At 67.5% G+C, this 26,995-nt stretch carries 27 protein-coding genes and 1 pseudogene; 14 read left to right on the forward strand and 14 right to left on the reverse strand.

Annotated elements, in window-relative coordinates; translation table 11 throughout:
* Positions 1-253: 253 nt before the first annotated feature.
* The 5 genes from KBY86_RS14450 to KBY86_RS14470 form a co-directional block, all read right to left on the reverse strand.
* Positions 254-1,063 carry an inositol monophosphatase family protein gene (locus KBY86_RS14450; RefSeq protein WP_255141636.1) on the reverse strand — a complete coding sequence of 270 codons (810 nt, stop codon included), beginning with the start codon at positions 1,061-1,063 and terminating at the stop codon, positions 254-256.
* Positions 1,060-2,460, reverse strand: a complete 1,401-nt coding sequence (locus KBY86_RS14455; RefSeq protein ID WP_255141637.1) for a BCD family MFS transporter — start codon at positions 2,458-2,460, stop codon at positions 1,060-1,062. Before KBY86_RS14455 ends, KBY86_RS14450 begins: the two co-directional genes overlap by 4 nt.
* 67 nt (positions 2,461-2,527) lie before the next feature.
* Positions 2,528-4,282: a TolC family protein gene (locus KBY86_RS14460; RefSeq protein WP_255141638.1), complete on the reverse strand. Its 1,755-nt coding sequence runs from the start codon at positions 4,280-4,282 to the stop codon at positions 2,528-2,530.
* 68 nt (positions 4,283-4,350) lie between these two features.
* A complete protein-coding gene (locus KBY86_RS14465) occupies positions 4,351-5,739 on the reverse strand; it encodes a TIGR03279 family radical SAM protein (RefSeq protein WP_255141639.1) in 1,389 nt (462 codons plus the stop codon).
* A 120-nt stretch (positions 5,740-5,859) separates the two neighbouring features.
* Positions 5,860-6,735, reverse strand: coding sequence for an undecaprenyl-diphosphate phosphatase (locus tag KBY86_RS14470; RefSeq protein ID WP_255141640.1), 876 nt, complete (start codon positions 6,733-6,735; stop codon positions 5,860-5,862).
* A 255-nt stretch (positions 6,736-6,990) separates the two neighbouring features.
* Here KBY86_RS14470 and KBY86_RS14475 point away from each other — a divergent pair, with 255 nt between their 5' ends.
* The 3 genes from KBY86_RS14475 (at position 6,991) to nadB (ending at position 10,015) form a co-directional block, all read left to right on the forward strand.
* Positions 6,991-7,611: a DUF3120 domain-containing protein gene (locus KBY86_RS14475; protein ID WP_255141641.1), complete on the forward strand. Its 621-nt coding sequence runs from the start codon at positions 6,991-6,993 to the stop codon at positions 7,609-7,611.
* A 198-nt stretch (positions 7,612-7,809) separates the two neighbouring features.
* The gene (gene psbU / locus KBY86_RS14480) at positions 7,810-8,187 is read left to right on the forward strand and encodes a photosystem II complex extrinsic protein PsbU (RefSeq protein WP_094514757.1); all 378 of its coding nucleotides are present in this window, start codon (positions 7,810-7,812) and stop codon (positions 8,185-8,187) included.
* A gap of 157 nt (positions 8,188-8,344) precedes the next feature.
* Positions 8,345-10,015, forward strand: a complete 1,671-nt coding sequence (gene nadB, locus KBY86_RS14485) for an L-aspartate oxidase (RefSeq protein WP_399221642.1) — start codon at positions 8,345-8,347, stop codon at positions 10,013-10,015.
* A gap of 110 nt (positions 10,016-10,125) precedes the next feature.
* On the opposite strand, the gene KBY86_RS14490 is transcribed toward nadB, so the two are convergent.
* Positions 10,126-11,052, reverse strand: a complete 927-nt coding sequence (locus tag KBY86_RS14490; RefSeq protein WP_255141643.1) for a vitamin K epoxide reductase family protein — start codon at positions 11,050-11,052, stop codon at positions 10,126-10,128.
* A 168-nt stretch (positions 11,053-11,220) separates the two neighbouring features.
* Here KBY86_RS14490 and rimO point away from each other — a divergent pair, with 168 nt between their 5' ends.
* Positions 11,221-12,696 (forward strand): 30S ribosomal protein S12 methylthiotransferase RimO, encoded by a 1,476-nt coding sequence (rimO, locus tag KBY86_RS14495; protein ID WP_255141644.1) that lies wholly within the window; start codon positions 11,221-11,223, stop codon positions 12,694-12,696.
* Positions 12,693-13,910, forward strand: coding sequence for an MFS transporter (locus KBY86_RS14500; RefSeq protein WP_255141646.1), 1,218 nt, complete (start codon positions 12,693-12,695; stop codon positions 13,908-13,910). The genes rimO and KBY86_RS14500 overlap by 4 nt, the downstream gene beginning before the upstream one ends.
* Positions 13,911-13,962: 52 nt before the next feature.
* Here KBY86_RS14500 and KBY86_RS14505 read toward each other — a convergent pair whose 3' ends face one another.
* Positions 13,963-14,079: a cytochrome B6 gene (locus KBY86_RS14505; protein ID WP_233133140.1), complete on the reverse strand. Its 117-nt coding sequence runs from the start codon at positions 14,077-14,079 to the stop codon at positions 13,963-13,965.
* Between the two features lie 118 nt (positions 14,080-14,197).
* Between KBY86_RS14505 and KBY86_RS14510 the strand changes: the two genes are divergently transcribed.
* The gene (locus KBY86_RS14510) at positions 14,198-15,802 is read left to right on the forward strand and encodes a B12-binding domain-containing radical SAM protein (protein WP_094514770.1); all 1,605 of its coding nucleotides are present in this window, start codon (positions 14,198-14,200) and stop codon (positions 15,800-15,802) included.
* Positions 15,803-15,828: 26 nt separating this feature from the next.
* On the opposite strand, the gene KBY86_RS14515 is transcribed toward KBY86_RS14510, so the two are convergent.
* Together KBY86_RS14515 and KBY86_RS14520 are read right to left on the reverse strand one after the other, a co-directional pair.
* Positions 15,829-16,212, reverse strand: a complete 384-nt coding sequence (locus KBY86_RS14515; protein ID WP_094514774.1) for a DUF4346 domain-containing protein — start codon at positions 16,210-16,212, stop codon at positions 15,829-15,831.
* Between the two features lie 16 nt (positions 16,213-16,228).
* Complete coding sequence (locus KBY86_RS14520) at positions 16,229-17,407, reverse strand: GNAT family N-acetyltransferase (RefSeq protein ID WP_094514779.1); 1,179 nt, start codon at positions 17,405-17,407, stop codon at positions 16,229-16,231.
* A 56-nt stretch (positions 17,408-17,463) separates the two neighbouring features.
* Here KBY86_RS14520 and KBY86_RS14525 point away from each other — a divergent pair, with 56 nt between their 5' ends.
* Positions 17,464-17,913 (forward strand): hypothetical protein, encoded by a 450-nt coding sequence (locus KBY86_RS14525; protein ID WP_255101446.1) that lies wholly within the window; start codon positions 17,464-17,466, stop codon positions 17,911-17,913.
* On the opposite strand, the gene KBY86_RS14530 is transcribed toward KBY86_RS14525, so the two are convergent.
* Positions 17,898-18,557 (reverse strand): dihydrofolate reductase family protein, encoded by a 660-nt coding sequence (locus KBY86_RS14530; RefSeq protein WP_255141647.1) that lies wholly within the window; start codon positions 18,555-18,557, stop codon positions 17,898-17,900. The two genes, KBY86_RS14525 and KBY86_RS14530, sit on opposite strands and share 16 nt — an antisense overlap.
* A gap of 38 nt (positions 18,558-18,595) precedes the next feature.
* A complete protein-coding gene (locus KBY86_RS14535) occupies positions 18,596-19,519 on the reverse strand; it encodes a 6-carboxytetrahydropterin synthase (protein ID WP_094514789.1) in 924 nt (307 codons plus the stop codon).
* Positions 19,520-19,581: 62 nt separating this feature from the next.
* Here KBY86_RS14535 and KBY86_RS14540 point away from each other — a divergent pair, with 62 nt between their 5' ends.
* The gene (locus KBY86_RS14540) at positions 19,582-20,196 is read left to right on the forward strand and encodes a shikimate kinase (RefSeq protein WP_255141648.1); all 615 of its coding nucleotides are present in this window, start codon (positions 19,582-19,584) and stop codon (positions 20,194-20,196) included.
* Positions 20,197-20,206: 10 nt separating this feature from the next.
* Here the strand turns inward: KBY86_RS14540 and KBY86_RS14545 are convergent, their stop codons facing one another.
* The gene (locus tag KBY86_RS14545; RefSeq protein ID WP_255141649.1) at positions 20,207-20,476 is read right to left on the reverse strand and encodes a chlororespiratory reduction protein 7; all 270 of its coding nucleotides are present in this window, start codon (positions 20,474-20,476) and stop codon (positions 20,207-20,209) included.
* On the opposite strand from KBY86_RS14545, the gene KBY86_RS14550 reads away from it, so the two are divergent.
* Positions 20,475-21,260 (forward strand): DUF6816 family protein, encoded by a 786-nt coding sequence (locus KBY86_RS14550; RefSeq protein WP_255141650.1) that lies wholly within the window; start codon positions 20,475-20,477, stop codon positions 21,258-21,260. The genes KBY86_RS14545 and KBY86_RS14550 overlap by 2 nt on opposite strands.
* Here KBY86_RS14550 and KBY86_RS14555 read toward each other — a convergent pair.
* Complete coding sequence (locus KBY86_RS14555; protein WP_255141651.1) at positions 21,220-21,978, reverse strand: glutathione S-transferase family protein; 759 nt, start codon at positions 21,976-21,978, stop codon at positions 21,220-21,222. The two genes, KBY86_RS14550 and KBY86_RS14555, sit on opposite strands and share 41 nt — an antisense overlap.
* A gap of 169 nt (positions 21,979-22,147) precedes the next feature.
* Here KBY86_RS14555 and KBY86_RS14560 point away from each other — a divergent pair, with 169 nt between their 5' ends.
* The 5 genes from KBY86_RS14560 to KBY86_RS14580 are packed head-to-tail and all read left to right on the forward strand — an operon-like array spanning position 22,148 to position 26,528.
* Entirely contained in the window at positions 22,148-22,354 is a 207-nt protein-coding gene (locus tag KBY86_RS14560; RefSeq protein WP_094514805.1) for a DUF751 family protein, read from the forward strand.
* Positions 22,355-22,356: 2 nt separating this feature from the next.
* A complete protein-coding gene (rbfA, locus tag KBY86_RS14565; RefSeq protein ID WP_255141653.1) occupies positions 22,357-22,806 on the forward strand; it encodes a 30S ribosome-binding factor RbfA in 450 nt (149 codons plus the stop codon).
* On the forward strand, positions 22,763-24,445 hold the full coding sequence (locus KBY86_RS14570) for a glycoside hydrolase family 3 N-terminal domain-containing protein (protein WP_399221640.1): 1,683 nt from the start codon (positions 22,763-22,765) through the stop codon (positions 24,443-24,445). The genes rbfA and KBY86_RS14570 overlap by 44 nt, the downstream gene beginning before the upstream one ends.
* Positions 24,446-24,494: 49 nt before the next feature.
* Complete coding sequence (locus tag KBY86_RS14575) at positions 24,495-25,688, forward strand: glycosyltransferase (protein ID WP_094514811.1); 1,194 nt, start codon at positions 24,495-24,497, stop codon at positions 25,686-25,688.
* A gap of 30 nt (positions 25,689-25,718) precedes the next feature.
* Positions 25,719-26,528, forward strand: a complete 810-nt coding sequence (locus KBY86_RS14580) for a uroporphyrinogen-III synthase (protein ID WP_255141655.1) — start codon at positions 25,719-25,721, stop codon at positions 26,526-26,528.
* Here the strand turns inward: KBY86_RS14580 and KBY86_RS14585 are convergent.
* Positions 26,515-26,995 (reverse strand): annotated as a pseudogene (locus KBY86_RS14585) (hypothetical protein); the annotation flags it as partial. The gene KBY86_RS14580 and the pseudogene KBY86_RS14585 overlap by 14 nt on opposite strands.

Below are 26,995 nucleotides of genomic sequence, written 5' to 3' on the forward strand. Positions count from 1 at the left end.
GCTGCACGTTCGTCACTCCCTCCAAAGGCAGCGCTTCCGCGCTCTCCTCCTTCAGTCATGACGCAGCAAAAGCGTCAGTTCCTAAACTTTTTAGTTGTCCAGGTGCGCCTCCCCCTTCTTCAGGGTTCGGCTCTCGCGGCTTCCTCAGCCGCTTTCAAAACTTACAGCATCGTCGGCTCGCGCCTCCTTCTCCGTAAGCCCTGCAGCGCTCGCCTCTCGGCTCCCGCGCAGTCCAAAAAACTAGCACACAAACTCACCCCCCCGCTTCAACCAAGGCCTCCGCCCATGGCGCGAATCGTGCCAGCTGCTCGCTATTGCTCGCCGCAAGCACCGGAAAGTCTGTGCTCGCAAGGCTTTCGCCTGCTACTAGAGCGGTGGGACTGCGTTGCAGCCACTGCAGAGAGCAGCCCAGCTCTGTAAGCACAAGCCAGGCCGCGGCCAGATCCCAGATCTTGGGCGTGGCCTCCAGAGCTGAGACGGTCTGGCCCATTGCCACGCTGACGAGGTTCAAGCTGGCCACACCGAGCAGGCGGATCTTGCCGGGAAACCTGCGGTCGGGGAGCTTCTGCAGCACGCCGATCGACCGGCTGCACAGGGACGCACAACCGGTCTGCAGCTGCTGGGTGGACGGCGGCAAGAGACGTTTGCCGTTACGCCACGCTCCCTGGCCCCGGACCGCCACGATGCGTTGTCGCAGCGGAGGGACATCAAGGAGGGCCAACACGGGAACTCCCGCCTCGAAGCGGGCCATCGAAATGGCCCAGTAAGGGATGCCCGCCGCAAAGTTGGTGGTGCCATCAAGGGGATCCACCACCCAGAACGCCTCTGTGGCAGGGACAAGATGCCTCCCCTCCTCGCTCAGCACCCCTTCGCCGGGATAGAGCTCAGCCAGGCCCTGCACCAGGGTCTCGTCACTCCAGCGATCGCAGGCGGTGATCAAGCTGCCATCGGCCTTGGCTTCGAATGCCATATGGCCAAAATCGTTGCGTTGCCGCTCTGCCACCGCATCAAGCAGGGAGTTGAGCCGCAGCGCATCCGCCGGCAACGCGTGGGCAAAGGTCATCCGAGCTCCATGGCAAGCACCTGGGTGAGGCTGCGGCTGGTGTCCTCGCGGAACCGGTGCAGATTGACGCGGCTGAGCATCAGCAAGGCAGCCAGTGCGACCAGTGCCTCGATGCCCAGCACAAGAGCGAAGGGGGGGAAGGGTCCCTGCAAAGGGAAGAGTGCTCGACCAAGGTCGAGCAGGCCACCACCGAGCAACTTGGCGATGGCCCGGGACAATGCCTGGGCCAGGCCCCACACCCCGACAAAAGTGCCGGCCGCCTCGGGCAGGGTGAGATCAAGCATCAGGCAGAGCGCACTGTTGGTTCCGATGCCGGAAGCCAGGCCGAACAGGATCATCAGCCCTTGCAGAACTGCCACACGGGCGGTGAAGCCGGCCAGCAGCAGCAGCAATAAGGAGATCAGGATCAGTCGACAGCCAAGGCGGGCCGCCGCGAATTTGCCTAGACGCGGCACGATCCACAGACCGGCCAGGATCAGACCCACCAATGTGCCGGACCCCCAGAGCGCATTGAGTGACGCGGTGGCGGCGATGGGCATGCCGAACACATCAGCTCCATAGCTCTCCAGGATCGGGTCCTGGAGGAACAGGGCCAGGGTGAAAAGAATCAGGAAGGTGAAGAAGATCGCCACCTGCGCGCTTGATCGGATCAGACGCCAGGCCCGCGACAGGGTGATGGCGTCGTCGCGATCGGCGGCGCTGCTCAGTGATTCACCAGCCCGGGCGGGCTCGATCCCCCAGGTGGCCACGAGCGTGAGCAGGAACACCAGCCCGGCCGATCGCAGCATGAATGGCCCGAGAACCGTTTCGAGGGTGGCTCGATCTGTGATGCCATCGAGGCCGCGGAGGCTCAAAGAAATGGCAATGGCACCGATCACAATGCCGATGGTGAGCATGCACCAGATGATGCTCACGGCCCGGGGGCGTTCCTGCTCCTGGGTGCGGTCGATCACCAGGGCGAGATACGGGGTGGTGGCCATCGACACCGCCAGCCCATAGAAGGCAAACAGCCCGCACAACAGCACCACCCCCAGCAGAACCCCCTGGCCGTCAGCGCTGTCCATGGCCTCCGCCAGGCGGAAGATCAAGGGAACCACCAACACCGCCAGAGCGCAGAAACAAGCGCTGCCCGCCCAGATGTAAGGCGTGCGATGCCGGCCGGCGATGGCGTGGCGATCGGAAATCTGGCCGAAAAGGATGCGCGACGGGGCAACGAACTGCTCGAAAGCCAGTGCTCCGCCCACCAACAAACCGGGGAAGCCCAGTTCGCTGAGCATGATCCGGTTCAGCAGACCGGCAAACACAACCGCGAGAAAACCGAGCGATCCCTGGAACAGACCCAACCGAATGGTGGTGACGAACGAAAGGCCTGGCCGCGCCGTCGCTGCTTGGGTCATCCGGGTGGTCGGCGACGACACCGTGACCCTATCAACGGAACCAAGTCAGCCAAAAGGGAAGTGGCGATCAGGGGGAAAGCGGTGCTGCGCCACCGGGCCCTCGGACCTCCGCCTGACAGGCAGGTTGGAGCGGCTGGGGATCGATTGGAATCTGGGTGGCGGGATCGACGGCCGGCTTGACCGCTTTTAATGCCGGAGGCTTGCAGAAGGCCACCTGATCAAGGCCCGTACGACGGCGCAGTTCCGCCAAGCGCTTGTTGTAGTCGGTGACGGCGGTGGCGTACCTCACCTCCGCCTGGGTGAGGTCGCGCTGGCTGTCGACCACTTCCCGCTGGGTGGTGACGCCGGCTTGAAACCGCAGCCTGGCCAACCGCAGCGCTTCACGGGAAGAGATCACCTCCCGGGACGTGGTGGTGATGTCGCGGTTGTTCTGCAGCAGCTGATAGAAACTAGTTTCCACCTCAAAGCGGATGGCATCCCTCCGGCTGGCGAAATTGAAGCGGTTCTGCTCCGCAGCCTGCTTCTGCTGACGGAACTCGGCGGCAGCGCGTCCGCCATCGAAGAGCGTCCAGCGAAGATTCAGACCAATGGCGTTGTCAATAGAGTAGGAGAAATTGTCGAAGTTGATCGACTGACCCTCCGGGACGTTGGTCTGACCATTGCTGCGATCCCAGCCAAAGTTATTGACGATGCTTAAGAATGGCTGCGTTGCACCGAGGGAAGCGTTGGCATTGCTGTTCGCAATCGAGATGTCGAGCAACACTTGATCGAGCTCCTCGCGGAACGCAAAAGCCGCCACGATGCTCTCCTGCAACGAGGGAATCCAGGTGGCAAGAACCCGCGCAGGCTCCTTGGCCGTCGGGGTGATGTCTTGAGGGAGGTCGAGCAGAGCGGCCAGGCTGCGGCGGGCAATCGACTGGGAGGACAACTGGTTGGTGAGTAGCTGCTGGTCGCGGGCAAGCTGGGTTTCAGCCTGAAGCACATCCAGCTTGGTAGAGACACCCGCTTGGAACCGTGCACGAGCATCCTTAAGGCTGACAAGGGAGGCCCGCACAGACTCCTGACCGATCCTCACACCCTCGTCGCTGAGCTGAAGGTCGAAATAAGCCTGGGCAGCCTGCAAACGAAGATCTCGTAGGGCAATCAGGTATTGGTTCTGCGCTTTCTCGAAGGAATCGCGTGCTGCGGAAATCTGGGGAACCCGCTGCGGATTGATCAGATCCCAATTGATGCCGATATTCATCGAGGCACCGATCCGGGCACCAATGGTGGCACCGGTAGGAGCAAACAGTCCGGTGGCGGAGTTCTGGAAGCTGTAGTTATTACGGAGTGACGGGAAGTTGTTCTGGGTGGTGAGGTTGATTGTGGGATACCAGGCCGATATCTGAGCCCTGAGATTGGACTGCGCCTGCTCAACCTGTGACGCCACTGCCTTGAGGTTGGGGTTGTTCACCTCTGCCAGGGTTTCCACCTCCTGCAGGCCCAATGGACGGAGCTGCTGGATTCTCACTTGGGAAGGAAGATCCGGGAGTGCAAGCGGCGGGGGGGCAACCAACGGTTGCAGCGCTTCGGGCAACTGGCGAGCAGCCGGTGCAAGCACCGAGGGATCGGACAGCGGGCGCTCCCCCTTCAGCTCGGTAGCAGTGGGCAGGGCGCCAGAGCCGGCAGTGGAAGGCTGGGCAGGAGACGGAGCAGTGCCCGCAGCCTTGGAGCTTGGCTCAGCGGTGGTGGTGGGTTTCTGAGCAGTGGTGTCTGGGCCAGAAGGAAGGACTGAGGTGCTCTGTGCGAGGGATGGACGGGCGCCCAGCGGAAGGAACACCATCCCTGCCAGAGCACACGAAGCAAGGAGGGAGGGGCGCACGCGTCGTGAGACCTGATAACCAGCTGAGTTTAAGGAGGATGGGCAAGAGCGCCGACGCAGACAGACACGAAATCATCTGCCCCATCCACGACCCGGATCGGCACCCCCAGACGGTCTTTGATCGCAAAAAGGGGGAGGTCGTCGAGGAACACCGGCTCTCCCTGCCGCAGCATCACCCCGGGTAGCAGAAGCATGTCGCCGAGATCCGCCCCGGCCAGCCCCGCCAACACATCTGAACCCGTTAAGAGGCCGGTGACCACCAGATCCTGCCCCCAGTAGGGGCTGGGCAAGCCGAACAACTGCAACGTCAACCCCTGCACTGCGTTGAGCCGCTCCACCACAGGCGAGAGCGCACCGGCCACAAGTCCACCCACCACCCAACTGACACGCCGTGGAACGGCGAGGCGCTTCGGCAGGGAGGTGGTGGCCCGATCCAGCGCTTCGAGGAAGGCGCGAATGCTGCCGACGCCGTTTTCCTGCTGCGGCAGATCCTCGTAGTTGAGGCGCTCCGGCAGCGGCTGACCGGCCATCAGGTACCACTCATCGGACAGCCAGGCGAAACGAGTGTCGAGCTGCTGCTGGAAACCCTGCTGCAGCCGCTCCACCAGGGCGATCACCCTCCCGGCACAGGCAGGATCAACAGGCCTGAGGCCATCACCACTGGGGCGGAAGCGGGTGAGGCCAACGGGCACGACTGCGGCAGAGAGCACGGCAGGCCAGGACCCCGACGCAAACCCCGCCAGATCCTTGAGGGTGCGCTCGAGGGCAGGGCCATCGTTCAGGCCAGGGCAGACGACCACCTGGGCATGGATCTGCAGGCGACGTTCGGCGAACCAGACGAGCTGTTCCAGCAGCAAGCCCGCACGTGGATTCACCAACAGGCGGCTGCGCAGAGCCGGATCGGTGGCGTGGACGGAGACGAACAACGGCGACAGCCGCTGCTGTTCGATCCGCTCCCAATCGGCGGCAGTGAGGTTGGTGAGGGTGAGGTAAGAGCCGTACAGAAAGCTGAGGCGGTAATCGTCGTCCTTGAGGTAGAGGCTGCCGCGACGCCCCGGCGGCTGCTGGTCGATGAAGCAGAAGGGGCAGTGGTTGTTGCACTGCCGCAGGCCATCAAACAGCGCCTCGGTGAAGCCGAGCCCAAGCCCCTCATCAGCCTCCTTCTCCAGCTCCACCCGATGACGCTCGCCGCCAGGATCCTCCACTTCAAGCACCAGCTCCTCTTCGCCCACCAGTACCTGCAGATCGATCAGGTCGCGTGGACGCACTCCATTGATGCTCAGCAGCCGATCACCGGGTTGGAAGCCCAGGTCTTCGCCGATCGAACCGGGCTCCACAGTGGCCACAACGGCGGGCTGGGGCTGACGGCCCGGGGTGGCATCGGCCAACGCCAGGCCGGCGGATGGTTCGTTCCACATCGGGCGGTGGGCATCAGGCTCCAGTGTGGAACCCAGCAGGGGTGGCTGGTGGGCCAGGTCGCGAGGGCTCTGCTGGGCACGCGGGGTTGCTCTTTGCAGCAACGCTCCTGCCGGCTGCCGTCAATTGAGCAAGGCCGGGGCCGCCTGACGAGCCCAGACCAGCAATGCGACGCCGAAAACGAGCCGGTAGGCCACGAACACCCAGGTGCTGTGGGCCTGAAGGAAACGGAGCAACCAGGCGATCGCCAGCCAGGACACCACCGCCGCAGAGAGGATTCCGACCAGCAAAGGCAGCGGGCCCAGCGAGGCGCTGGCGGCAAACGCCGACTTCAGCTCCACCAGCCCGGCCAGGGTGATCGCCGGTATGCCGAGTAAAAACGAGAAGCGCGCGGCGGCAGGGCGCTGCCAGCCATCGAACAGCGAGGCCGTGAGGGTGCTGCCGGATCGGGACACGCCGGGGATGATGGCGAGCATCTGGGCAAGCCCGACCACCAGGCCATCAACGGGACGCACCTGGGGCAGTTCCTTGCGGCGACGGCCGACCACTTCGGCACAGGCCAGCAACAGCGCCATCACGATCGAGACGATCGCAATCGAGGGGATGCTGCGCAGCACGGAGGTTTCGTAGCCGCTCCAGAAGCGCTTGATGGCGCTTCCGGCGGCCACGATCGGCAAGGTTCCAACAGCCATGGCCAGTCCAAGTCGGGCGGACGGATCACGCCATTGCCCATGGCGGAAGGCCCGGGACATCCCCACCCCCACATCCAGCAGATCGCGGCGAAAGTAGAGCACCACGGCGGTAATGCTGCCGAGCTGGATCACGGCCGTGACGGCGACGCCGGGATCACCCCAACCCAGCAGCACGGGCACGACCTTGAGGTGGGCGGTGCTGCTGATCGGCAGGAATTCGGTCAGTCCCTGGACCACACCCAGCACAAGGGCCTGCCAGCAGGCCTCCAGCAGTCCCGGTGCCTGGGACGGAAGGACAGGAGGCATGGGGACGGTCGTCAGGACATGACGTGACCTTATGGCGGGCGGCTCCCGCCAGCCACCCAGCAATCCCCTAAGGTTGGCAACCTTTCTTCATACGTACAGGTGCCCGGGGTTTCGCTCTACCTTGCCCGCGTCTCAACCCTGGAGCGATCCCCCGAGGTGGTTCTGGCTCTACCACGGTCATCGAGGGGCACCTGGCCAGCGAAGCACTCCCCTGCCACTCGCGAGCTGCGCTGGCTCCTGCCGGTCGCCGTGGGGATGCTCGTGGCCCTGCCGGTGTTTCTGCAGGCGCCATGGGTGCGGTTGCATCCCACCAGCGCCACCGCCTTCACAACCGTGCTGCTGAGCGCCGGGCTGTTGCTCGGCTGGCGCGGCCAGGGCCAGTGGCGCGAACTGGGCGGCGTGCTGGTGGGCTTCAGCGGCAGCTGGCTGGCTGGTTGTCTGTTCTGGGGGTGGTTCCGTCTGCACCCGGCCTGGCATCTGCCGGTCGAAGCCTTCGCTGTGCCAATCGCCTGGGCCGGACTCTCGACCCGCTGGCGGAGCGCCGGGGCTTTCTACCTCGCCTCCCTGCTGGGAACGGCCTGCACGGATGGCGCCATGCTGCTCACGGGCGTGATGCCCCTCTGGCCCCAGGTGCTTCAGGCACCAGCCGAGCAGGCGCCCGAGCTGCTGCGCAAAGCCGCGGAGCTCGTGTTGCAGCCGCTGGCGCTGATCGAAATCGCCACGATCGCCACCGGGCTGATCCTGCTTGGGCGGCGCTGGTGGCCGCAGGGAGCCAGTGGTCGGGTGGCGGCAGCCGCCTTGATCACCACCCTCGCGGTTGATGGGATTTTCCTGGGTGCAGCGCTGTTGAGCCCGCACCTGAGCGGACTGATCTGATCCCACCTGCTGAGCGGCTCCGGCTGGGCCTTTCAAGCAGGGCCAAGGCCAGGGAGGTCTGATCTGGAGCGAAGCCTCCCGCCCGTTCATGGGCCGATTGAAGAACTGCAAAAGCCAGGGGGCTGCGGTGCAGGGATCGCAGTGGGCCGCTGTAGCGTTGCCGCGGTGCCGACCGGCTGCCTCAACAGGAGATTTTCGATGAAACGGGTGGTTGCCTGGCTGATGAGTGGTGTGCTTCTTGCGGGCCTGCTGATGGCCATGGCTCTGCCCCCTGCGGCCTTCGCTGATGCCCCGCGCAACGTGGCGGACGACAAGATCGCCGCTGCCGTCGGGAAGGTGGACCTCAACAACTCTCCGGTCCGTAGCTTCCAGCAATTCCCTGGGATGTACCCCACGCTGGCCGGCAAGATCGTGCTGGGCGGCCCTTACGAATCCATTGACGACGTGCTCAGCCTTGACCTCACGGAGCGCCAGAAGGAGCTGTTTGAGAAGTACCGCGATAACTTCACGATCACTCCTCCTTCCATTGCCCTCAACGAAGGCTTTGACCGCATCAACAATGGTGTCTACCGCTGATCCAGCTCTCTTCTGATTCCCATCTGGCCGCCGGGGTTCATCCGGCGGCTTTTTTGTCGTTCCGTTGACTGCATCGACCCCCAGGCCGTCGTCTTCCCAGCCACCGCTGGCGACCACCTGGGATGTGGTGGTGGTCGGCGGGGGCGCTGCCGGCCTGATGGCCTGCCTGGAGCTGCCGAGTGAACTGAGGGTGCTGCTGCTCAGCAAAGAGCGGGGCCCGCGCTCGGCCAGCCGCTGGGCGCAGGGGGGTATCGCCGCCGTGACACGCCCCGAGGACAGCTTTGCCAGCCACCGGGAGGACACACTCAAGGCCGGTGCAGGGCTCTGTGATCCTGCGGCCGTGGAGTTGCTCGTTCATGAAGCCCCCCGCTGCGTGGAACGCTTGCTCCAGCTGGGGATGGATTTTGATCGGGATGGCGCCAGCCTCAGCACAACACTTGAAGCAGCCCACAGCCATCGCCGCGTGCTGCACGCCCAGGACCGTACCGGCGGCGCCCTGGTGGATGCGTTGGAGCGGGCGGTTGAGCGGCGTGCCCTGCTGGTGCGTTGCCAGGGGGTGATGGCGCTGCAGCTCTGGGTCGAAGCCGGCCGTTGCCAGGGGCTGCAGGTGCTGGAGGGCGACCAGGTGCGCTGGCTGCGTGCAGGGGCCGTGGTGTTGGCCAGTGGCGGCGGCGGACATCTGTTCGAGAAAACCACCAATCCCAGCCAGGCCACCGGCGACGGCGTGGGCATGGCCTGGAGGGCGGGAGCCCAGGTGCGTGACCTGGAGTTCGTTCAGTTCCACCCCACGGCGCTGATGCTCCCCGGCGCTCCTCACTTCCTGATCTCTGAGGCCGTGCGGGGTGAAGGCGCCAAGCTGCTCGACAGGCAGGGCCGCAGCCCAGTGCGCGCCCTGGCGGGCGGGGATCTGGCGCCTCGCGACCAGGTCAGCCGGGCGCTGGTGCGCACGATGCACGAGCAAGGTGTGGACCACCTCTGGCTCGATCTGCGCCCCATCGGCGGCGCACGGATGGAGAAGCAGTTCCCCACGATCCTGGCCCGTTGTCGCCAACTGGGCCTTGAACCGGCCGATGCACCGATCCCGATCGCTCCCGCGGCCCACTACTGGATGGGAGGCGTCAGCACTGACCTCAACGCCGCCACCAGCCTTCCTGGCCTGTATGCCGTGGGGGAAGTGGCCTGTACGGGGGTGCATGGGGCCAACCGACTCGCGAGCAACTCGCTGATGGAATGTCTTGTGTTCGCCCGCCAGTTGAGCCGGATCCAGCTGAACGACACCTTCACGGCACCGCGCCCAGTTACTGCACGAAGTGGAGCTCCGGGGGCGATGTTGTTCTCCGGCTCTGTGGGAAGCTTCGGGGGCAACGGGGCCGGGCCCGCCGGCGTGAGCCCCGGGCTCAGCCGCGGTGTGAGCGCTGAAACGATTGCCGCTCAGGTGGCGTCGCTGCGACGCCGCTGCTGGCGGGTGGCCGGCGTTGAGCGACGCGGCACGGCCCTGCGTCAGGGCCTGGCGGCGATCCAGGAGCAACGCAGCGCGATGGAGAGGCTGGCTCTGCTGGCCGAGGTGGCGCAGCTGGCGCCTTCAGATCAGCTGGAACTTCCCGCTGATCAGCTGGGGCTGATCCGACCGCTGCAGGATCTGCTGCGGCAGCTGGAACTGGGAGAGCTGTTGATGGAGGCCGCCCTCTTTCGCACCGAAAGCAGGGGGGGGCATTTCCGCACCGATTGCCCCGGCTCCCAACCCTTCTGGCAACGCCACACCGTGCAGCAGCAGGGGCAGACAATCAGCACGGCGCCACTGGAGAAGGCCCTGGCCCTTGGCTCCTAGCTGTTCAGCCCCCTGGCCTCAGCACCTCGAGCTTCAGGGACAGCAAGGGGAGCTTTGCTTTGGGGACAGCTCAGCAGTTGGTGGGCGGAGCCACCGCTCAGAAGTCAGGATCAAAAGTCAGTCGGTCCGGTGTAGCCAGAGGCATTGGCAAGGCCGGCGAGCGGCTTCACGCCGGATGTGATCTGGCCGCGGATCTCCCAGGAGGGGAAGCCCTGCACGTTCTTCTCCTTGCAGAGGGCGGTCTGGCTGTTGGCGCCATCGGGGGCGCACTCAATGATGGTGAGCGATTTGGTCGCCTCCTTGCCGAACAGCTCCTTCTGCTCGTGGCAGTGGGGGCACCAATAGGCCGAATACATCACCGCTCCCTCCGCCTTCAGGTGCTTGGCGAGGGCGATTGTGGCCGGCGTGCTGGGCCGGACCACCTCGGGGGGCATGCCCTGGGTGCTGAGGGCAGCCGGACGGTCGACGGAGGCGGCCCAGCCGAGGCCCGCCAGACCCACCACCAGCAGCACCAGCACACCGCGGAACACCAGCTGGCCAGGATCCTCCCAATCACCACCGATCAGGCTGAGCACCAAGGCTGAAACACTCAGCAGCGCGGAGAGCACGCAGAAGAAACAGAAGGCCTGGATCTTGAAGATCAGCAGGCCCATCAGCACGAGGCTGAACACCGACATGGCGCCGCTCAGCAGGAACAGGCCCCACCAGCTGCGACTCTGCAGGTCGCTGCCACGCTCGCCGCGCACCACCAGCGGCACCACCGCCAGCAGCAGCAAGGCCGCGTAGGCCAGAAAACCGAACAGGGAGAGGGGTTGGCCGAACAGGCTGCCCCAGACGCTGCTGAGCACCTTGTCGCAGCCATCCCCACCACCAGGACAGCTGAGGGGGCCGATCAGGCCCCAGCGCTTGAGGGTGATGGCACCGGTATCAATCACACCGACCGTGGCCAGCACGGCAATGGCCACCCGCGCCCAGCGGGTGCCCGATTCACCGCGGCGACGGCTACTGAGTCGGCTGGTAAGACGGGAGGGGGTCAAAGGACTGACGCTCGCTGCAGCGATTGTGGCAGCTTCCGTTTCGGGGCGCCCACCGGCGGGCCGGAGGTCACCACCCGCCCATCTGGGCGCGGGGCGTGTGCCGGCGAACGGCTCTTCTCCCATAGGGTGTTCCTTTGGCCCTTCGACGGCCCCGGTCTTCCCTCCCCCATGCGCCAAGCCGCCGTCAGGGCCGGCATCGATTCCTCGCTGGTCGGTTCCGCCCCTTCCCTCGCTCCGGATTCGCCGGCCGGCGCTCCTGTGGAGGCCAGCCGTCCGCCCACCGTGGCCTTCGCGCACCTCGGCTGCGAAAAGAACCGGGTGGACACCGAGCACATGCTCGGCCTGCTGGCAGAAGCCGGCTATGGCGTCAGCGCCGATGAGAGCGAGGCCTCGGTGGTGGTGGTGAACACCTGCAGCTTCATCCAGGACGCCCGCGAAGAATCAGTACGCACCCTGGTGGAGCTGGCCGAGCAGGGCAAGGAACTGATCATCGCGGGATGCCTGGCCCAGCACTTCCAGGAGGAACTGCTGGATGCCCTGCCGGAAGCCAGGGCGATCGTGGGCACCGGCGACTATCAGCACATCGTGGAGGTGCTGCGGCGGGTGGAGGCAGGCGAACGGGTGAACCGGGTGAGCGCCACCCCCACCTTTGTGGCCGATGAGCACCTGCCCCGGTATCGCACCACCTCGGAGGCGGTGGCTTACCTGAAGGTGGCCGAAGGCTGCGACTACCGCTGCGCCTTCTGCATCATTCCCAAGCTGCGCGGCGATCAGCGCTCCCGCACGATCGAGTCGATCGTGGCGGAAGCGCAGCAACTGGCGGCTCAGGGGGTGAAGGAGCTGATCCTGATCAGCCAGATCACCACCAATTACGGCCTCGACCTCTACGGGCGTCCGCAGCTGGCGGAGCTGCTGCGCGCCCTCGGCGAGGTGGAGATTCCCTGGATCCGCGTGCACTACGCCTACCCCACGGGCCTGACGCCCCCGGTGCTCGCCGCCTACCGGGAAGTGGCCAACGTGCTGCCCTACCTGGATCTACCCCTACAGCACAGCCATCCGGACGTGCTCCGAGCCATGAACCGCCCCTGGCAGGCGAACGTGAACGGCGACCTGCTGGATCGCATCCGCGAGCTGCTGCCCGAGGCGGTGCTGCGCACCACCTTCATCGTGGGCTTCCCAGGCGAAACCGAGGAGCACTTTGAGCACCTGCTCCACTTCGTGACCACGCAGCGCTTCGATCACGTGGGGGTGTTCACCTTTTCGCCCGAGGAGGGAACGGCGGCCGCCGATCTGCCCGATGCCGTGCCCGCCGCCGTGGCCCAGGAGCGCCGAAACCGGCTGATGGAAGCGCAGCAGCCGATCGCCGCCGAACGCAACGGCGCCTGGGTGGGGCGGATCGTCGATGTGCTGATCGAGCAGGAGAACCCTGCCACCGGCGAACTGATCGGACGTTGCGCCCGTTTCGCGCCCGATGTGGATGGCGATGTGCGGGTGAAGCCGGGCGAGGGCGGCCTGACCGCCTCCCCGGGCCAGATGGTGCCCGTGCGGATCACCGCGGCCCATCCCTACGACCTGGAAGGGGAAGTGGTGGGCTCGGCGGCAATAGTGCTTCAGGCCCGAGCCTCGCGCGGCAGCAGCGATTGAAGGGCTGGATCCGGCGGCATCAACGCACCACCTTCCTGATCGCTTCAGGGTTGAGCACGGCCGGATCCTTCGCCGGCCTCACGGCCAAGGCCTGGATCCTGATGGACAGCACACGCAACCCCTTGCTGCTGGCCGTCAATTTCGCGGCGCTGGCCCTGCCCAGCCTGCTGGTGAGCGGCCCGGCCGGGGTGCTCACCGACCGCCTCGGCAGTGAGCGGATCCTGGTGCTGTCCCAGTGGGGGCTGGTGGTCGGCGCTGCCCTCGGGGCGATCACCATTCCCCTGCTCACCGGCACGGCCCAGGTGGCACTGTTGATGCTGAGCACGCTCGTGGTGGGGCTCGCCAGCGCCTTTGAGCTCACGGCGCGCCAGAAGTACTGCGCCCTGCTGGTGGAGGAGCCACAGCAGCTGGCCCCCTATCTGGCCAGTTTCGCGGTGGTGTTCAACGTGGGGAAGCTGGTGGGTCCACCGGTGGGAGGCATGTTGCTCGCCCTGAGTGGTCCGACGGCCACGCTCACGATCGATGCCGCCTCCTATCTGCTGCCGATCGCCACGGTGGTGTGGTTGCTGGCACCGCACCGGGACGCGGAGCAGCGCAGTGGCGGTGGTTCGGGCTCCAGCCTGGGAACTGCCTGGCGGGAATGCGGGTCGCCGCTGCGCCACGTGCTGGTGTTCACCGGGCTGGCCTGCCTGGCGGTGTTCTTCCATCCGGGGCTGGCCCCGTTGATCGCCGCAGAGGTGCTGGGACCAAGCCCCCAGGAGCTCGGCCTGTTCACCAGCGTGCTGGCGGCCGGCAGCATCTGCGGAGGATTGCTGCTGCAGCGCCACAGCGCCTGGCTCAGCCGCCGCCCTTCCCTGCTGCTGGGTGGCGCCACACTGCTCACGGCCCTGGGCCAATTGCTGATGGCCGCGCCGCTGGGCAGCGGCTTCCACTTGCTCACCACCTTCCTGATCGGTGCCGGTACCGCCTGCCTGCTGGCAGGGAGCAGCCTGATCACGCAGGTGGCTGCCCCGGTGGTGCTGCGCGGCCGCATGGCCGGGCTGGCTCAGATCGCCTTTCTTGGGGGTGGGGGCCTGAGCGGTCTGCTGGCCGCGGCCCTCAGCCTGCGGGTGGGACTGCCCGCCACATTCGCCCTGATGGGGTCGGTGGGACTCACACTTGCCGTGCTGGAACTGGCCCGAGGTCGGGGACGGCTGCTGCTCCAGGAGGCCTGAGGGGCCTCAGAGCCGCTGACTGCCTTGAACTGCTGAAGGCTGTGGAGTCGCCTCAGATCAGCTTGATGCCGCGCAGCACGGTGGTAAGCGCGAAGGCGGTGACCAGACCACCAGCCACGAGACCCAGATAGAGCGCAATGCCCATGGCGATGGATGCGAAATCGTCCACCCATTAGAGCAGAACAAGCCTTCTTCCTTGAGGAGCCCCTAGGGTGGCTGCTACTCACGGCAGTTCCCTGCCGCCTCCAGCGGCGTGGGTTTCGTGTCTCCCCCTCACCCGGAACGGCATGCGCGCCCTGCTCATCTACCCGGAATTTCCCAAGACCTTCTGGAGCTACGAGAAGATCCTCGAGCTCGTCAATCGGAAGGTTCTGCTTCCCCCACTCGGCATGGTGACTGTGGCGGCCCTGTTGCCGCAGCACTGGGAGTTCAAGCTGGCCGACCGCAACGTGCGCGAGGTGACCGAGGCGGAGTGGGCCTGGGCCGAGCTGGTGATCATCTCGGGGATGATCGTGCAGAAGGCCGACATGGCCACCCAGATTGCCAAAGCCAAGCAGCGGGGCCTGCCGGTGGCCGTGGGCGGCCCCTTCGCCAGCTCCACACCCGACGCACCTGAGCTCGATCTCGCCGACTTCAAGGTGCTTGACGAGGGGGAGATCACCCTGCCGATGTTCATCGAGGCGATCGAAAGCGGCGCCTCCAGTGGCCGGTTCAGCTCCAACGGCGAGAAGCCGGATGTGACCGGCACGCCGATCCCGCGCTTTGACCTGCTTGAGCTGGATGCTTACGACTCCATGTCGGTGCAGTTCTCGCGGGGCTGCCCATTCCAATGCGAGTTCTGCGACATCATCGTGCTGTATGGGCGCAAGCCACGCACCAAGACCCCGGAACAACTGATCGCCGAACTTCAGTTCCTCTACGACCTGGGCTGGCGGCGTTCGATCTTCCTGGTGGATGACAACTTCATCGGCAACAAACGCAACGCCAAATTGTTGCTGCCTGCACTCAAGCAGTGGCAGATCGAACACGACTACCCCTTCAGCTTTGCCACTGAAGCCTCTGTCGATCTCGCCTCCGACGAGGAGATGATGCAGATGATGGCGGAGAGCCGCTTCGACAGCGTGTTCCTGGGCATCGAAACACCGGACGAAGCCAGCCTTGAAACGGCGCGAAAACTCCAGAACACCCGGAGTTCCCTGGAGGAGTCCGTCGACAGGATCACCTCGTATGGCATCCGGGTGATGGCTGGCTTCATCATCGGTTTCGATGGTGAAAAGACCGGTGCCGGCCAGCGCATCGTGGAGTTCGTGACTCGCACCGGTATCCCCGCCGCGATGATGGGCATGCTCCAGGCCCTGCCGAACACCGGGCTGTGGCACCGGCTGGAGAAGGAAGGCCGTCTGATTCAGGACAAAGCCGCCGCCAAGGGCGTGAACCAGACAAACCTGCTCAACTTCGTGCCCACCCGGCCGATCCGTGACATCGCCAATGAATACGTCGATGCGTTCTGCGCGCTCTACGAGCCCAATGCCTACATGGACCGGGTGCACAGCTACTACCTCAAGGTAGGGGCGCCGCGCTGGCATCAGTTCCTGCGACCGTCGACAGGGTTGCCCAAACTTCCCGCCATGAGTGACGTGCGCGCCCTGAGCATCGTGGTGTGGAGGCAAGGCATCAGGCGCAACACCCGCACCCGCTTCTGGCGCTACATGCTCGACATCGCCCGTCGCAATCCGAGCCAGCTTGAGCAGTTCCTGGTGGTGCTGGCCCACAACGAGCACTTCCTGGAATATCGCAGCGTGGTGACGATGGAGATCCAGGAGCAGCTCAAGACACTGCCGCCCGAACTCCCTCCCGCCACCAGCGTGGAGAAGGAGCTGCAGCCCGCCTGAACTCCGGCAGGCTTCCCCCCAGGGCTTCAATCCTGAACATACGGAAGCCCGCTGTGGAGGCAGGCTTCCGCCTTCTGCAGTTCGCGCCCGATATAGAGGGCGTGGTCGAGGCGACTGAGCGGCAACGGTTCCGTGCTTTCAGTGAGCCGGATGCCGAGTTCCTTGGCGCTCCGGCCCCGGTAGGTGGCCACTGGCGTGCGTGACCCGTTGCCGCGGCAGCTCAGCACCTCACCGGTGTCGGGGTCGGTGGCGAGGCCGCGATCATCGATGCCGTTGCTGTAGTGCTCGGCCACCAACTCACCGGCCACGGCATCCACCTTGATCAGGAAGTAGCCGGCGGGATCGAGGGCGATGGAGCGCTGCGACAGCCGTTCATCGAGGCTGTCACGCTCGCTGAGGAGAGTGTTCATCGGCTGATCGTAGGAATCAGGCCGCTGCCAGGGGCAACTCCCGCCGACAGAACGGCAGCTCCGCGTTGACGGCTTCGATCTCCTCCAGCAGCTGGGCGTTGGCCTGCGGCAGCCACTGGCGCACGAGGCGATCGAAGCGGGGGTCGCTCCAGCGGTGCAGGCTGGCCCGCGGCTGAGCCACGAAGCCGCGGCGGCGCTTGTGGCTGCCGCCCGCACCGGGATCGAACCAGCGCAGACCCTGACCGATCGCCCACTCGATCGGGGCGTAGTAGCAGACATCGAAGTGCAGGTTCTCGATCTCCTCGTTGCTGCCCCAGTAGCGGCCCCACAGCCCTTCCTGACTTCGCACGCACAGGGACATCGCCACCGGCACCAGCGGATCGCCGCGGTGGGCGCTGAACAGGACAAGGTCGTGGCGGAGGTGTTCGGCCGCGTAGCGGAAGAACTCCTCGGTGAGGTATTTGCTGCCCCAGGCCCCCCAGCGGGCGCAGTGCTGCTCATAGAAGCCATGCATGCGCGCCAGCATCACTGCCGGGATCTCCTCCCCCACCAGTGGGCTCACCGTGAGGCCGGCGTCTGCAACGGCGCGGCGCTCACGGCGGATGTTGCGCCGCTGGTTGGCATTGAAGCCGAGCAGATAGTCGTCGAAGCTGGCGAAACCGGGGTTGCTCCAGAGGCTCTGCTGGTTGAGCCAGGTAGCCCAGCCAGCGGCCTCCGCCAGCGGTTGCCAGCTCGGATCGACGTACAGCAGGTTGCAGCTCAACAGCCGCTGCTCCCGGCAGAAGTGATCGATCTCCTCGAGCATCAGGCGGGTGAGCGCGGCCTCGTCTTCGCCGGGGGCCATGTGAAAGCGGTACCCCTGCACCGGGCTCACCGGGCTCATCCCCACCAGCTTGGGGTAGTAGCGCAGGCCCATCTGTCCTGCGAGCTGCGCGAAGGATTGGTCGAAAACGAACTCCCCGTAGCTGTGGCCCTTCAGGTAGAGCGGCGCCAGGGCCACCAGCGCGTCGCCGCGCCACACCCCCAGGTGGCAGGGTTGCCATCCTTGACGGGGAACGATGCTGCCGGAGGCCTCCAGACCATGCAGCCAGCGCCAGCTGAAGAAGGGGATCCCGGCAGCGCCGCAGAGTTCCTGCCACTGGATTTCGCTGAGCCCGGCCGTGGAGGGGTGCCAGCGGGTCTCAAGTTCAGCCATGCCGCCGGACCACGCTCGTGCATCGCGCCGGACGCAAAACTAACCACAGGAGACGGATGACGGTGCGCCACCGAACCCTCAAGGGTCATCCCCTGGCCAGGCTGTTGGGGCTGGGCCTGCTCGTTGCCACCGCTGGCAGCGGCCAGCCGGCGCAGGCGAGCCTGCTGCAACCCCTGCTGCTGCTGATGCGTCCCCAGCTGGAGAACCGACTGGCCGATTTGTGTGTGCGCCTGGGCGCAGGGGGCGAGACCAGGCTGGAGCAGAGCCTGCGCCAACCCTGCCGCCAGCTGGCGGGGCCCGTGAGCACCTGCTTGATCCGGGAATCGGAAGCCACCGGTCGCACCCTCGGCGTGATCACCGAAATGGTGGGCGGCCGCTTCGGCGACGACAGCGAGGTGGTGGCGAAGCGCTGCGCCGCCAAGCTGCTGGGCCTGCCGCCCGAGAGCCTGAAGGATGTGTCGCTGGAAGATCTCGGGCGCCGCTTCAGCTCTCAGGGTTCCCCCTGACGGGGGGCCAGGGGATCTGTGCGCCGGTAGCGCAGCAGCAGTTCCCCGCCACCGAGGTCGCGGTGCTCCAGCAGCTCCCAGGCCGAAGCCGCGGCGAGCGCCGACGCCGGCAGCCAGCTGTGGGTCCCGCCCAGCAGAAGCGGGCACAGGGTGAGGTGCAGCTCGTCCACCAGCTGGGCAGCCAGCAAGGCTCCCGCCAGTTCGGCACCCCCGAGCAGCACCAGACGCTCCAGCCCCAGGGCGCGCAGCTCCGCCAGACAGGCGGGCCAGTGATCCAGCTGCAGCCGGCGCTCAAAGCCGGCAGGTAACGGCGGCAGCGGCTGAGCTGGGCCGGCGGCCTGCAGCAGCCAACGGCTCAGCGGCTGGCTGAAAAACGGCAACGCGGGCCCAAGCAGGCCGCTGCGGCTCACCACCACGGCCAGCGGCTGCGGTGAACGGCCCTGGGCGGCGCGCCGGGCCAGCAAGCCGGGCTCGCGGATCAGACAGGTGCTGCCGTGCACACGCAAGGTGCGGGCTCCGATCAGGCAGCCATCAGCCCAGGCGAGGGACTCTTCCAGCACGGCGCGATCGCCGGAACCGCCGAGCTGGGCAGCACCGCCCCCGGCGGGAGCTAGGCGGCCATCAAGGCTGATCGCCAGCACCAACCGCAGCTGGGGCAGCGGGAGGGTGGCGGCGGAGTGGCTCAGGCGCAGGCGAGGGCTTCGAGCGCCAGCGGGCGCATCTCCAGCTGCGGCACCTCGGCATAGACCTCGGCAGCGTTGTTGGGGCTCTCCTGCAGCCGCACCTTGTGGAGCGTGGCACCGGTGGCGGAAACGGGAGCGCTCAGCAGATCGGCGATGTGCAGCGCGATGTTCTCGGCGGTGGGCACGCAGTCGGCGAAATGGGGCACATCCTTGTTGAGGAAGGTGTGGTCGAAGGGCTCCACCACGAGGTCATTCACCAACCGCTGCAGCTCGGCCAGATCGCAGACCATGCCGGTGCGGGGATCGATCGCGCCGCGCACGGTGATGTCGAGCAGGTAGTTGTGGCCATGGCCGTGCGGGCGGGCGCACTTGCCGTAGATGGCTTCGTTTTCAGCCATCGAGAGCTCGGGCCGGGCCAGACGGTGGGCTGCGGCGAAGTGGGTGCGGATCGAGAGGAAGGCTTCCATGGAATCGCCGAGGACATCGGCCCAGAGGTTGGATTGCTCGTAGAGGCGCAGACCCACCACGGGGAGGTGGGGAGCCAGCCGCTGCCAGATCACCTGGCAGAGGGCTTCGGTGGTGGGCAGGCGGCCCTCGGGCCGGCGCAGATCGAACTCCGGCCAGCACGCGTTGAGGAACCGGAAATCGAGCGCATCGGTGACCTCACGCCGGATGGCGTGCTTCACCTCGGAGAGGTTGAGCACCATGCCGTCACCATCGAGCGGGCCAGCCATCGCCACGATCAATTCGTAGTTGTGGCCATGGCCGGGAGCCAGGCTGCAGCGGCCGAAGCGCTCCTGGTTCTGCTCGGGCGTGAGTTCAGGCAGCACATACAGATGGCTGGCACTGAAGGTGGCCCTGCGGGTGATCACGCAGCCGCGGCCGCGGCCATGGCGCTGGGATCTGGTGGCAGGTGCCGTCATCACCGGAAAGCCTCAGGAGTCATCCTAGGGATCTCCTCCCTGCATCGTTCCATCTCCCCACCATGTCCGCCGCCCCTGCGCATCCGCACCAGGCCCTGAGGAAACGGCTCAGCGGCATGAACATCTACCTGATCGGGATGATGGGGGCGGGCAAGAGTTCCGTCGGCCGGCCCCTGGCCGACGCGCTCGGCTACCGCTTCATCGACGCCGACCAGGTGATCGAGGCAGCGGCCGGACGCTCGATCGCCGCGGTGTTCGAAACCGATGGAGAAGAAGGGTTCAGACAGCTGGAAACGCAGGTGCTCGGCAGCATCGCCAGCTGGCACTCGCTGGTGGTGGCCACCGGCGGTGGGGTGGTCACACGGCCGGCCAACTGGGGACAGCTGCGGCAAGGCGTGGTGGTGTGGCTCGATGCCCCTGAAGGGCTGCTGCTGGAGAGGCTCGCCGCAGATCCCACCCCCCGCCCGCTGATGCAGAGCCCGGATTCAGGCGCTCGGCTGCGGGAGTTGCTGCAGCAGCGCCGGCCGCTCTATGCCGAGGCCGATCTGCAGGTGCTGCAGGACGGCCGCGCACCGCAGGCCGTGGCCGACCAGCTGCTGGCGGCCCTTCCCGCTGTGCTCAAGGAGCCGCCGCAGCCGCCGGAAGCACCTGAGGGTCCGTCAGATCCGGCCTCCTGAACCGGGGGACTCAGTCCGGGCGGCTGGGTGTCTCCAGCCGCACCGCGAACCATTGCACAGCCACGCCCGGCTCCACCTCCAGCTCGCAGGCGGTGTCGAGCAGGCGCTGGGCGCGGGCCGCATCACTGGGCAGGTGGGCGAGCTCGGCCGGTGGTGTGGCCATGGCAGCCAGGGTGGTCTCCAGCCAACGCAGCGTTTCAGCGGCCGTGAGACAGGTTTCCGCAGCGGACGGCTCCAGCACCACGTAATGATCGAGTTCGCGCAGCAGGGGATCGGACATGGCAGCCGCACTGATGGGCCCCATGCTGGCGGTGCTGCTGGCGATCTGGCCCTCGGGTGCTGCCATGGGGCTGGACGCGGGGACGGGTTTGAACCCTGCCGGGGGTGGAGTGCTGGCGGAACGGCTGGCCGACTGGCCCGAGTGGAGCCTGCCGGCGCCGTTGCCGCGCCCCGGCCGCCGCGACCTGGTGTACCCCGACGTCTTTGAAGGCACCTGGGAGGTGCGCAGCGCAGAGGTGGCGCCCGGCAGCACTGCTCCACTGACGTATCGGGTGCGCTTCGCGCGCAACCGGCACGGCGAGCTGGTGGGGGATCGGGCCTTCAATGCCGCCCAGGTAGGCAAGGCGCTGCTGGGACCCCAGTTGCTGACCGTGGCCAACGACCCGGCCAACCCCAACCGGCAGCTCGCCACTCTGCGCGGCGATCTGTCACTGGAATCCACGGTGGTGGGGCGGCGGACCGAGGCGGCAGCTGGCGACCGTTTCATCGCCGATGAGCTGGCCCTGCAGGTGGTGCATGGCCCCGGCGGCACCCGGATCAGCCGGGTGGAAACCCTCACCCGCTACGAGCTGGCTGCGCTCCCGTCAGGTCCTGGGCCCAGCGGCACCGCGAGCAGCGCAGGGTTCGATCAGCCTGACCGCTTACACGCGCTGCAGTGGCAGGCCACCTACCCCTCGCCGGAGGACGGGCTGGCGGCCGTGCCGCTCAGCACCCACCGCTTCAGCCTGGATCTGCAGCGGATTCCTACGACGCCGCTGCCGGCGTCTGAGGGTCAGGTGAGTTGACCGGTTCAGGCTGCCGCCCCACCTCGGCGTAGATGGCGTCACGCCAGCGGAACAGCCCCTCCAGCAGGGGATGGTCCGCCACACCGGCGACGCCGCGGCCCGCCAGTGGCGCACCTGCGCTGGCGGGAAACAGCAGCAACGACAACTGGGCCGCCACCGCCAGATCGGCCAGCGAGAGCTGATCGCCGATCAGGTAAAGGTGGCGGCTCACCAGCGCCGCCAGTTGCTCAAGGTTGGTCTGCAGTTGCTGGCGCTCCGAGCGGCCCATCACCTCGCCGACGCCGGCGAACAGATCCGTCGGCAGGGCACCCAGCAGGGAGCGCAGGGGAGCCGGGGTGGCGTCGGGCAACAGGGCGCCACGCACCACGCTGTCGGTGCCCATCGCCTGCAGCAGGGCCATGCGGCCTCCGGCCGCCAGCGCCGTATCGGCCCAGTCTTCGAGCAGCAGCACCTGGGCGCGGGCGCGGGGGTCCACCGGCAGCAGTGAGGGCGTGGGGTAGTGGGCCTCCAGATGCAGAGCGATCGCGGAGGAATCGGCAATCACCTCAGTGCCGTCCACCAGCACCGGCACCTGGCGCTGGCCAGAGAGGCGGAACAGGGCCAGCTGGCCGAAGCCCGGCGTGACCTCGACCACGGTGTAGTCCAGCCGTTTGGCGGCCAGAATCAGGCGCACCTTCTCGCAGAAGGCGGAATGTCTGAACTGGTGAAGTTCCAGCATCGGCGACCCTGACCCGGTGGCGGCAGAGTAGCCATCGAAACGAGACCCGCGTGCAGATGGGTGCGTCGGCTTCAGCTTCAGCACCCCCCCTGAGCCAGGCCCAGGCCCGCGCCTCACTGCCCCGCACCCCGCGCCCCCTGCTCCTCACCATCGTTCCAAGGCCTGCCCCATGAAAGAGTTCTTCCTCAACGTCACCCGTTACCCGCGTTATCTGATCGCCTTCAGCCTCGGGGTGTTCAACTCGGTGCTTGAACCGCTGGCCCGGCGGCGCAGCAACCCGGTCACCGCCGTGGCGCTGGTGGGGGCGCTGGTGAGTGGGCTGGTGAGCCTTTCGCTGGTGCTGCGTGCGATGGTTGGCTCAGCACCACTGGCTTAGCAATGGCACAGACCCGACGGGTCGAGCGGGTCGCAGCTCTGATCCGGCGTGAGATCAGCGAGCTGCTCGTGAACGGCATCAAGGACGAGCGGGTGTCGCTGGGCATGGTGAGCGTCACCAATGTGGACGTGGCCGGCGATCTTCAGCACTGCAAGATCTTCGTGAGCATCTACGGCAGCGACGCCGATCGCGAACAAGCCATGGAGGGCCTGCGCTCCGCCAGCGCCTATGTGAAAGGCGAGCTGGGCCGTCGCCTGAAGATGCGCCGCACGCCTGAGGTGGTGTTCCATCTCGACCGGGGCCTGGAGCGGGGCACCGCGGTGCTCGGTCTGCTCAATGAACTGGGACGCGAACGGGAGCGGCGGGGCGACGTGCCCCCAGGCAGCGATCAGGAACCGATCAGCGGCGATGAGGTGTCCGGCGGCAGCGACGCCGACGACCGGGGTGACTGAGGCCCCTTCCCCCGGCCTGCGGGAGCAGGTCGCCCGCCTGCTGGTGGTGCGCGGCAGCGGCCATCTCAGCGACGGCCAGCGCCGCTATCCCCGCTGGGAGCTTCCCAACGGCGATCTGCAGGACCTGCTTGCCGCCGGTGTGGGCGGCGTGATCCTGCTGGGCGGCAGCGCCGCGGAACTGCGCCTGCGCACCGAGCAGCTCAGCGGCTGGGCCCGCCATCCCCTCCTGCTCTGCGCCGATGTGGAAGAGGGGGTGGGGCAGCGGTTCGAGGGCGCCACCTGGCTGGTTCCTCCGCTGGCACTCGGTCGCCTGTTCGCCAGCGCCCCGGAGCAGGCGCTGCTGCTGGCTGGCCGCTATGGCCGCTGCACAGCCCGCCAGGCGCGCGCCCTGGGCCTGAACTGGCTGCTGGCCCCCGTCTGCGATGTCAACAACAATCCCGCCAATCCGGTGATCAACGTGCGGGCCTGGGGGGAGGATCCGGCCACGGCAGGCGCCCTGGCCGCCGCCTTTGTGGCGGCGGCGCAGGCTGAAGGAGTGCTCTGCTGTGCCAAGCACTTCCCCGGCCACGGCGACACCCTGGTGGATTCGCACCTGGCTCTGCCGGTGCTCCCCCACGACCGCCAGCGGTTGGAGGCGATCGAGCTGCCGCCCTTCCGCGCCGCCATCGCTGCCGGTGTGGGCGCGGTGATGACCGCGCACCTGCAGCTGAGCGACCTGGACCCCGAGCGTCCCGCCACCCTCTCGGCCCGGGTGCTGGAGGGCCTGCTGCGCGTGGATCTCGGCTTCGGTGGTCTGGTGGTGACCGACGCCCTGGTGATGGAGGCGATCGCGGCGCGCTGGGGAGCGGGGGAAGCGGCGGTGCTGGCCTTTGAAGCCGGAGCCGACCTGCTGCTCATGCCGGCCGATGCCCACACCGCGATCGATGCGCTGGTGGCAGCCCTCAGCAGTGGCCGGATCAGCCTGGCGCGACTCACGCAGAGCCTGCGCCGGCGTGAGGCCGCACTGGCCCGCCTGCGCCCGCCGGTCACAGCCGCTGACAGCCCAACAGCAGCCAGGCCCCTGCTGCAGCTCGCCCACGCGGTGGCTCAACTGGAAACGGCAGAGGATCTGGAGCTCAGCCGAGAGCTGGTGCAGCTCAGCACCAGCAGCCAGGGGCCCAGCGGCCTGCCGCCGGGGCCCGGTGTCAACCTGATCCGGGTCGACAGCGCCCTGGCCAATCCCTTCCTGCCCGTACTGGCGCCGGCGCTGCAGCGCCCGCTGGGCAAGGGCTACGCGCCGGTGCTGATTGATGGCCGCGCCCCGAGTCCCTGGCGCGCCGACCCGGAAGCGCCGCTGGCGATCGAGCGGCTGCCGCAGGGGCCGGTGCTGCTCCAACTGTTCGTGCGGGGCAATCCCTTCCGGGGCAGCGCAGGCGGCGAGGAAAACTGGGCCGCCGTGGTGCGGCAACTGCTGGCGGCCTCCCGCCTGGCCGGCCTGGCGGTCTACGGCAGCCCCTACCTCTGGGAAACTCTGCAGCCCCTGCTGCCGCCCGACCTCCCGGCCGGCTTGAGCCTGGCCCAGATGCCCCTGGCCCAGGCCCAGCTGCTGGAGCGGCTAGGCCTGCCGCGAAGCGCTCTGGAGGGGGGCTTCACCGACTGAACCCGTAAGGGAGGGGCACTAGCCTCGCCCCCAGACCCGAGCCGCTCCCATGCTCAGCCTGTCGATGATCGTGCGGGACGAGGCCGAGCGGCTGGCGGCCTGCCTCGACTCGGTGGCGGGCTTCGTGCAGGAGATGGTGGTGGTGGACACCGGCTCCAGCGACGACACGGTGGCCATCGCCCGGCAGCAGGGGGCGACCGTGCATGCGCTGCCCTGGCCGGGCGACTTCGCCCCGGCGCGCAACGCGGCCCTGGAACTGGTGCAGGGCGACTGGGTGCTGGTGCTGGACGCCGATGAGCAGCTGCTGCCGGAAGCGCGGCCGGCCCTCAAGGCGCTGATGGCCCAGCCGGACGTGCTGCTGATCAACCTGCTGCGCTACGAGCGGGGCGCCCGGCAGTCGCCCTATTCGAACGTGAGCCGCCTGTTCCGCCGCCATCCAGGCATCCGCTGGAGCAAGGCTTATCACGCGATGGTCGACGACAGCGTGGCGGCGGTGCTGACGGCCGAACCCCACTGGCGCATCGCCGATTGCTCCCAGCCCTGCCTGGTGCATGACGGCTACCGCCCCGATCTGCTGCTGGCCGGCCGCAAGGCAGAGCGCCTGCGCCAGGCGATGGAGCAGGAGCTGATCGCGACGCCCAACGATCCCTATGCCAGCGCCAAACTGGGCGGCCTGGAGATCAGTGAAGGGAACCGGGAACGGGGCCTTGCCCTGCTGGAGGCGGCCCTCGCCCACTGCCCCGCCTCGGCCCGCGTGGAGCGCTACGAGCTGCTCCTGCATCTGGGCATCGGCCACGCCAGCACCACACCGGCGCGGTCCGAGCAGCTCTACCAGGAGGCCCTGGCCCTCGGCCTCAACCCCCGCCTCAGCCTGGCGGCGCGGCTGAACCTTGCTGCCCTTCTGGTGCAACGCGGTGCGCTGGAGGAGGCCAACCGTCTCTGTGACGCGGCGGTGCGACTGTGTCCCGAGGTGGCGCTGGGTTGGTACAACCTTGGTCTGGTCCGCCGGCGCCAGGGAGACATCGCCGGTGCCCTCGAGGCCTACGAGGCGGCCCGCCAGCTCGCCCCTGACCACGCCGAAACCCACCAGAACCTGGCAGCCGCCCAGCTGCTGGGTGGCAACATCGAGGCGGCGCGCGGCAGTTTCCGCACAGCCATCAGCCTGTTGCGCCAGCAGGGCCGCGCTGAAGAAGCCGACCGGCTGCGTCAGCAGGCCGGCGCCATCGTGAAGCTGGAGGGCTGAGCCGTGCCGGAGCCGCTGACACCGCCGCCCATGACGTCGCCGCCGCTGCAGCAGCGCTGCGTGGTCGTCACCCGCGCGGCCAGCCAGCTGGGTGAAGCGCGCCGGTTGTTCGAGGCAGCCGGCGCCCGGGTGCTCGACCTGCCGGCGCTGGTGATCGGCCCACCGGACAGCTGGGGCCCCCTGGACGACGCCCTGGCCGAACTCGAAGACTTCCATTGGCTGGTGTTCTCCAGCGCCAACGGCGTGGAGGCGGTGGAGGCGCGGCTGGAGCGGATCGGCAGCAACCTGGCGGACCGGCCCCGGGGCGTGAAGATCGCCGCCGTGGGGGCCTCAACAGCCAGCCGGCTGGAACGGCTCGGTACCCCGGCCGATTTCGTGCCGCCGGCCTTCGTGGCCGACAGCCTGATCGAGCATTTCCCCGTTTCAGGCTGGGGCTTGCGGCTGCTGCTGCCCCGGGTGCAGAGCGGCGGCCGCACCATCCTGGGCGACGCCTTCGCCGCCGCCGGCGCCCGCGTGGTCGAGGTGCCGGCCTACGAATCGCGCTGTCCGCAGGAACTGCCCCTGGCGACGGCAGCCGCCCTGCGGGCCGGCCAGGTGGATGCCCTCACGTTCAGCAGCGGCAAGACCGTCCAGCACACCTCCGCGCTGCTGCAGCACAGCTTCGGCGACGCGTGGCGGGAGGTTCTGGTGGGGGTCGCCCTGATCTCGATCGGTCCCCAGACCAGTGCCCGCTGCCTGGAGCTGCTGGGCCGGGTCGATGCGGAAGCTGACCCCCATGACCTTCAGGGGCTGGTGCGCGCCTGCGTGGCGGGGATCAGCGGACCGTTCAGGAGGGCCTGAGCGCTGCGCTGATCGTCTGCTTGCCCTGCCGCATGCGCAGGCTGCCGTTCTGGACATCGATGGAGGTGACAACCCAGCCGTTGGGAAGCAGGCGCGTGGAGCGACCGCCTTGGTCGCCGACCACCACGGTGCCGCTCTGTTCAGAGCGCTGAACCAGGGCCTGGGGCACACCCGAAATGGCAATCACACCGCTGAAGCGAAAATCATCGGGAAGGCGCAGGGGCGCCGGAGCGGACGGCCGGGAGGGATCGCCGCCGGCAGCAGCCGCCGCTCCCGTGGGCCGGGGCCGAATCACCGGGGCGAAGGGATCAGCGCGATCGGCTGGAGCAGCCGCCAGCACCTGTTGCCTGCTGGGCAGGGGGGTGAGGCCGGCGAGCACGCCTGCTCCCGCCGTGGGAGCAGGAGCAGCACCAGGGGCGGCTGCGGCCGCGGCGGGTTGGGCCGCTGGTGCCGGGGCGGGAGGCGGC

Source organism: Synechococcus sp. Lug-A, assembly GCF_024345655.1.
GTDB lineage: Bacteria > Cyanobacteriota > Cyanobacteriia > PCC-6307 > Cyanobiaceae > MW101C3.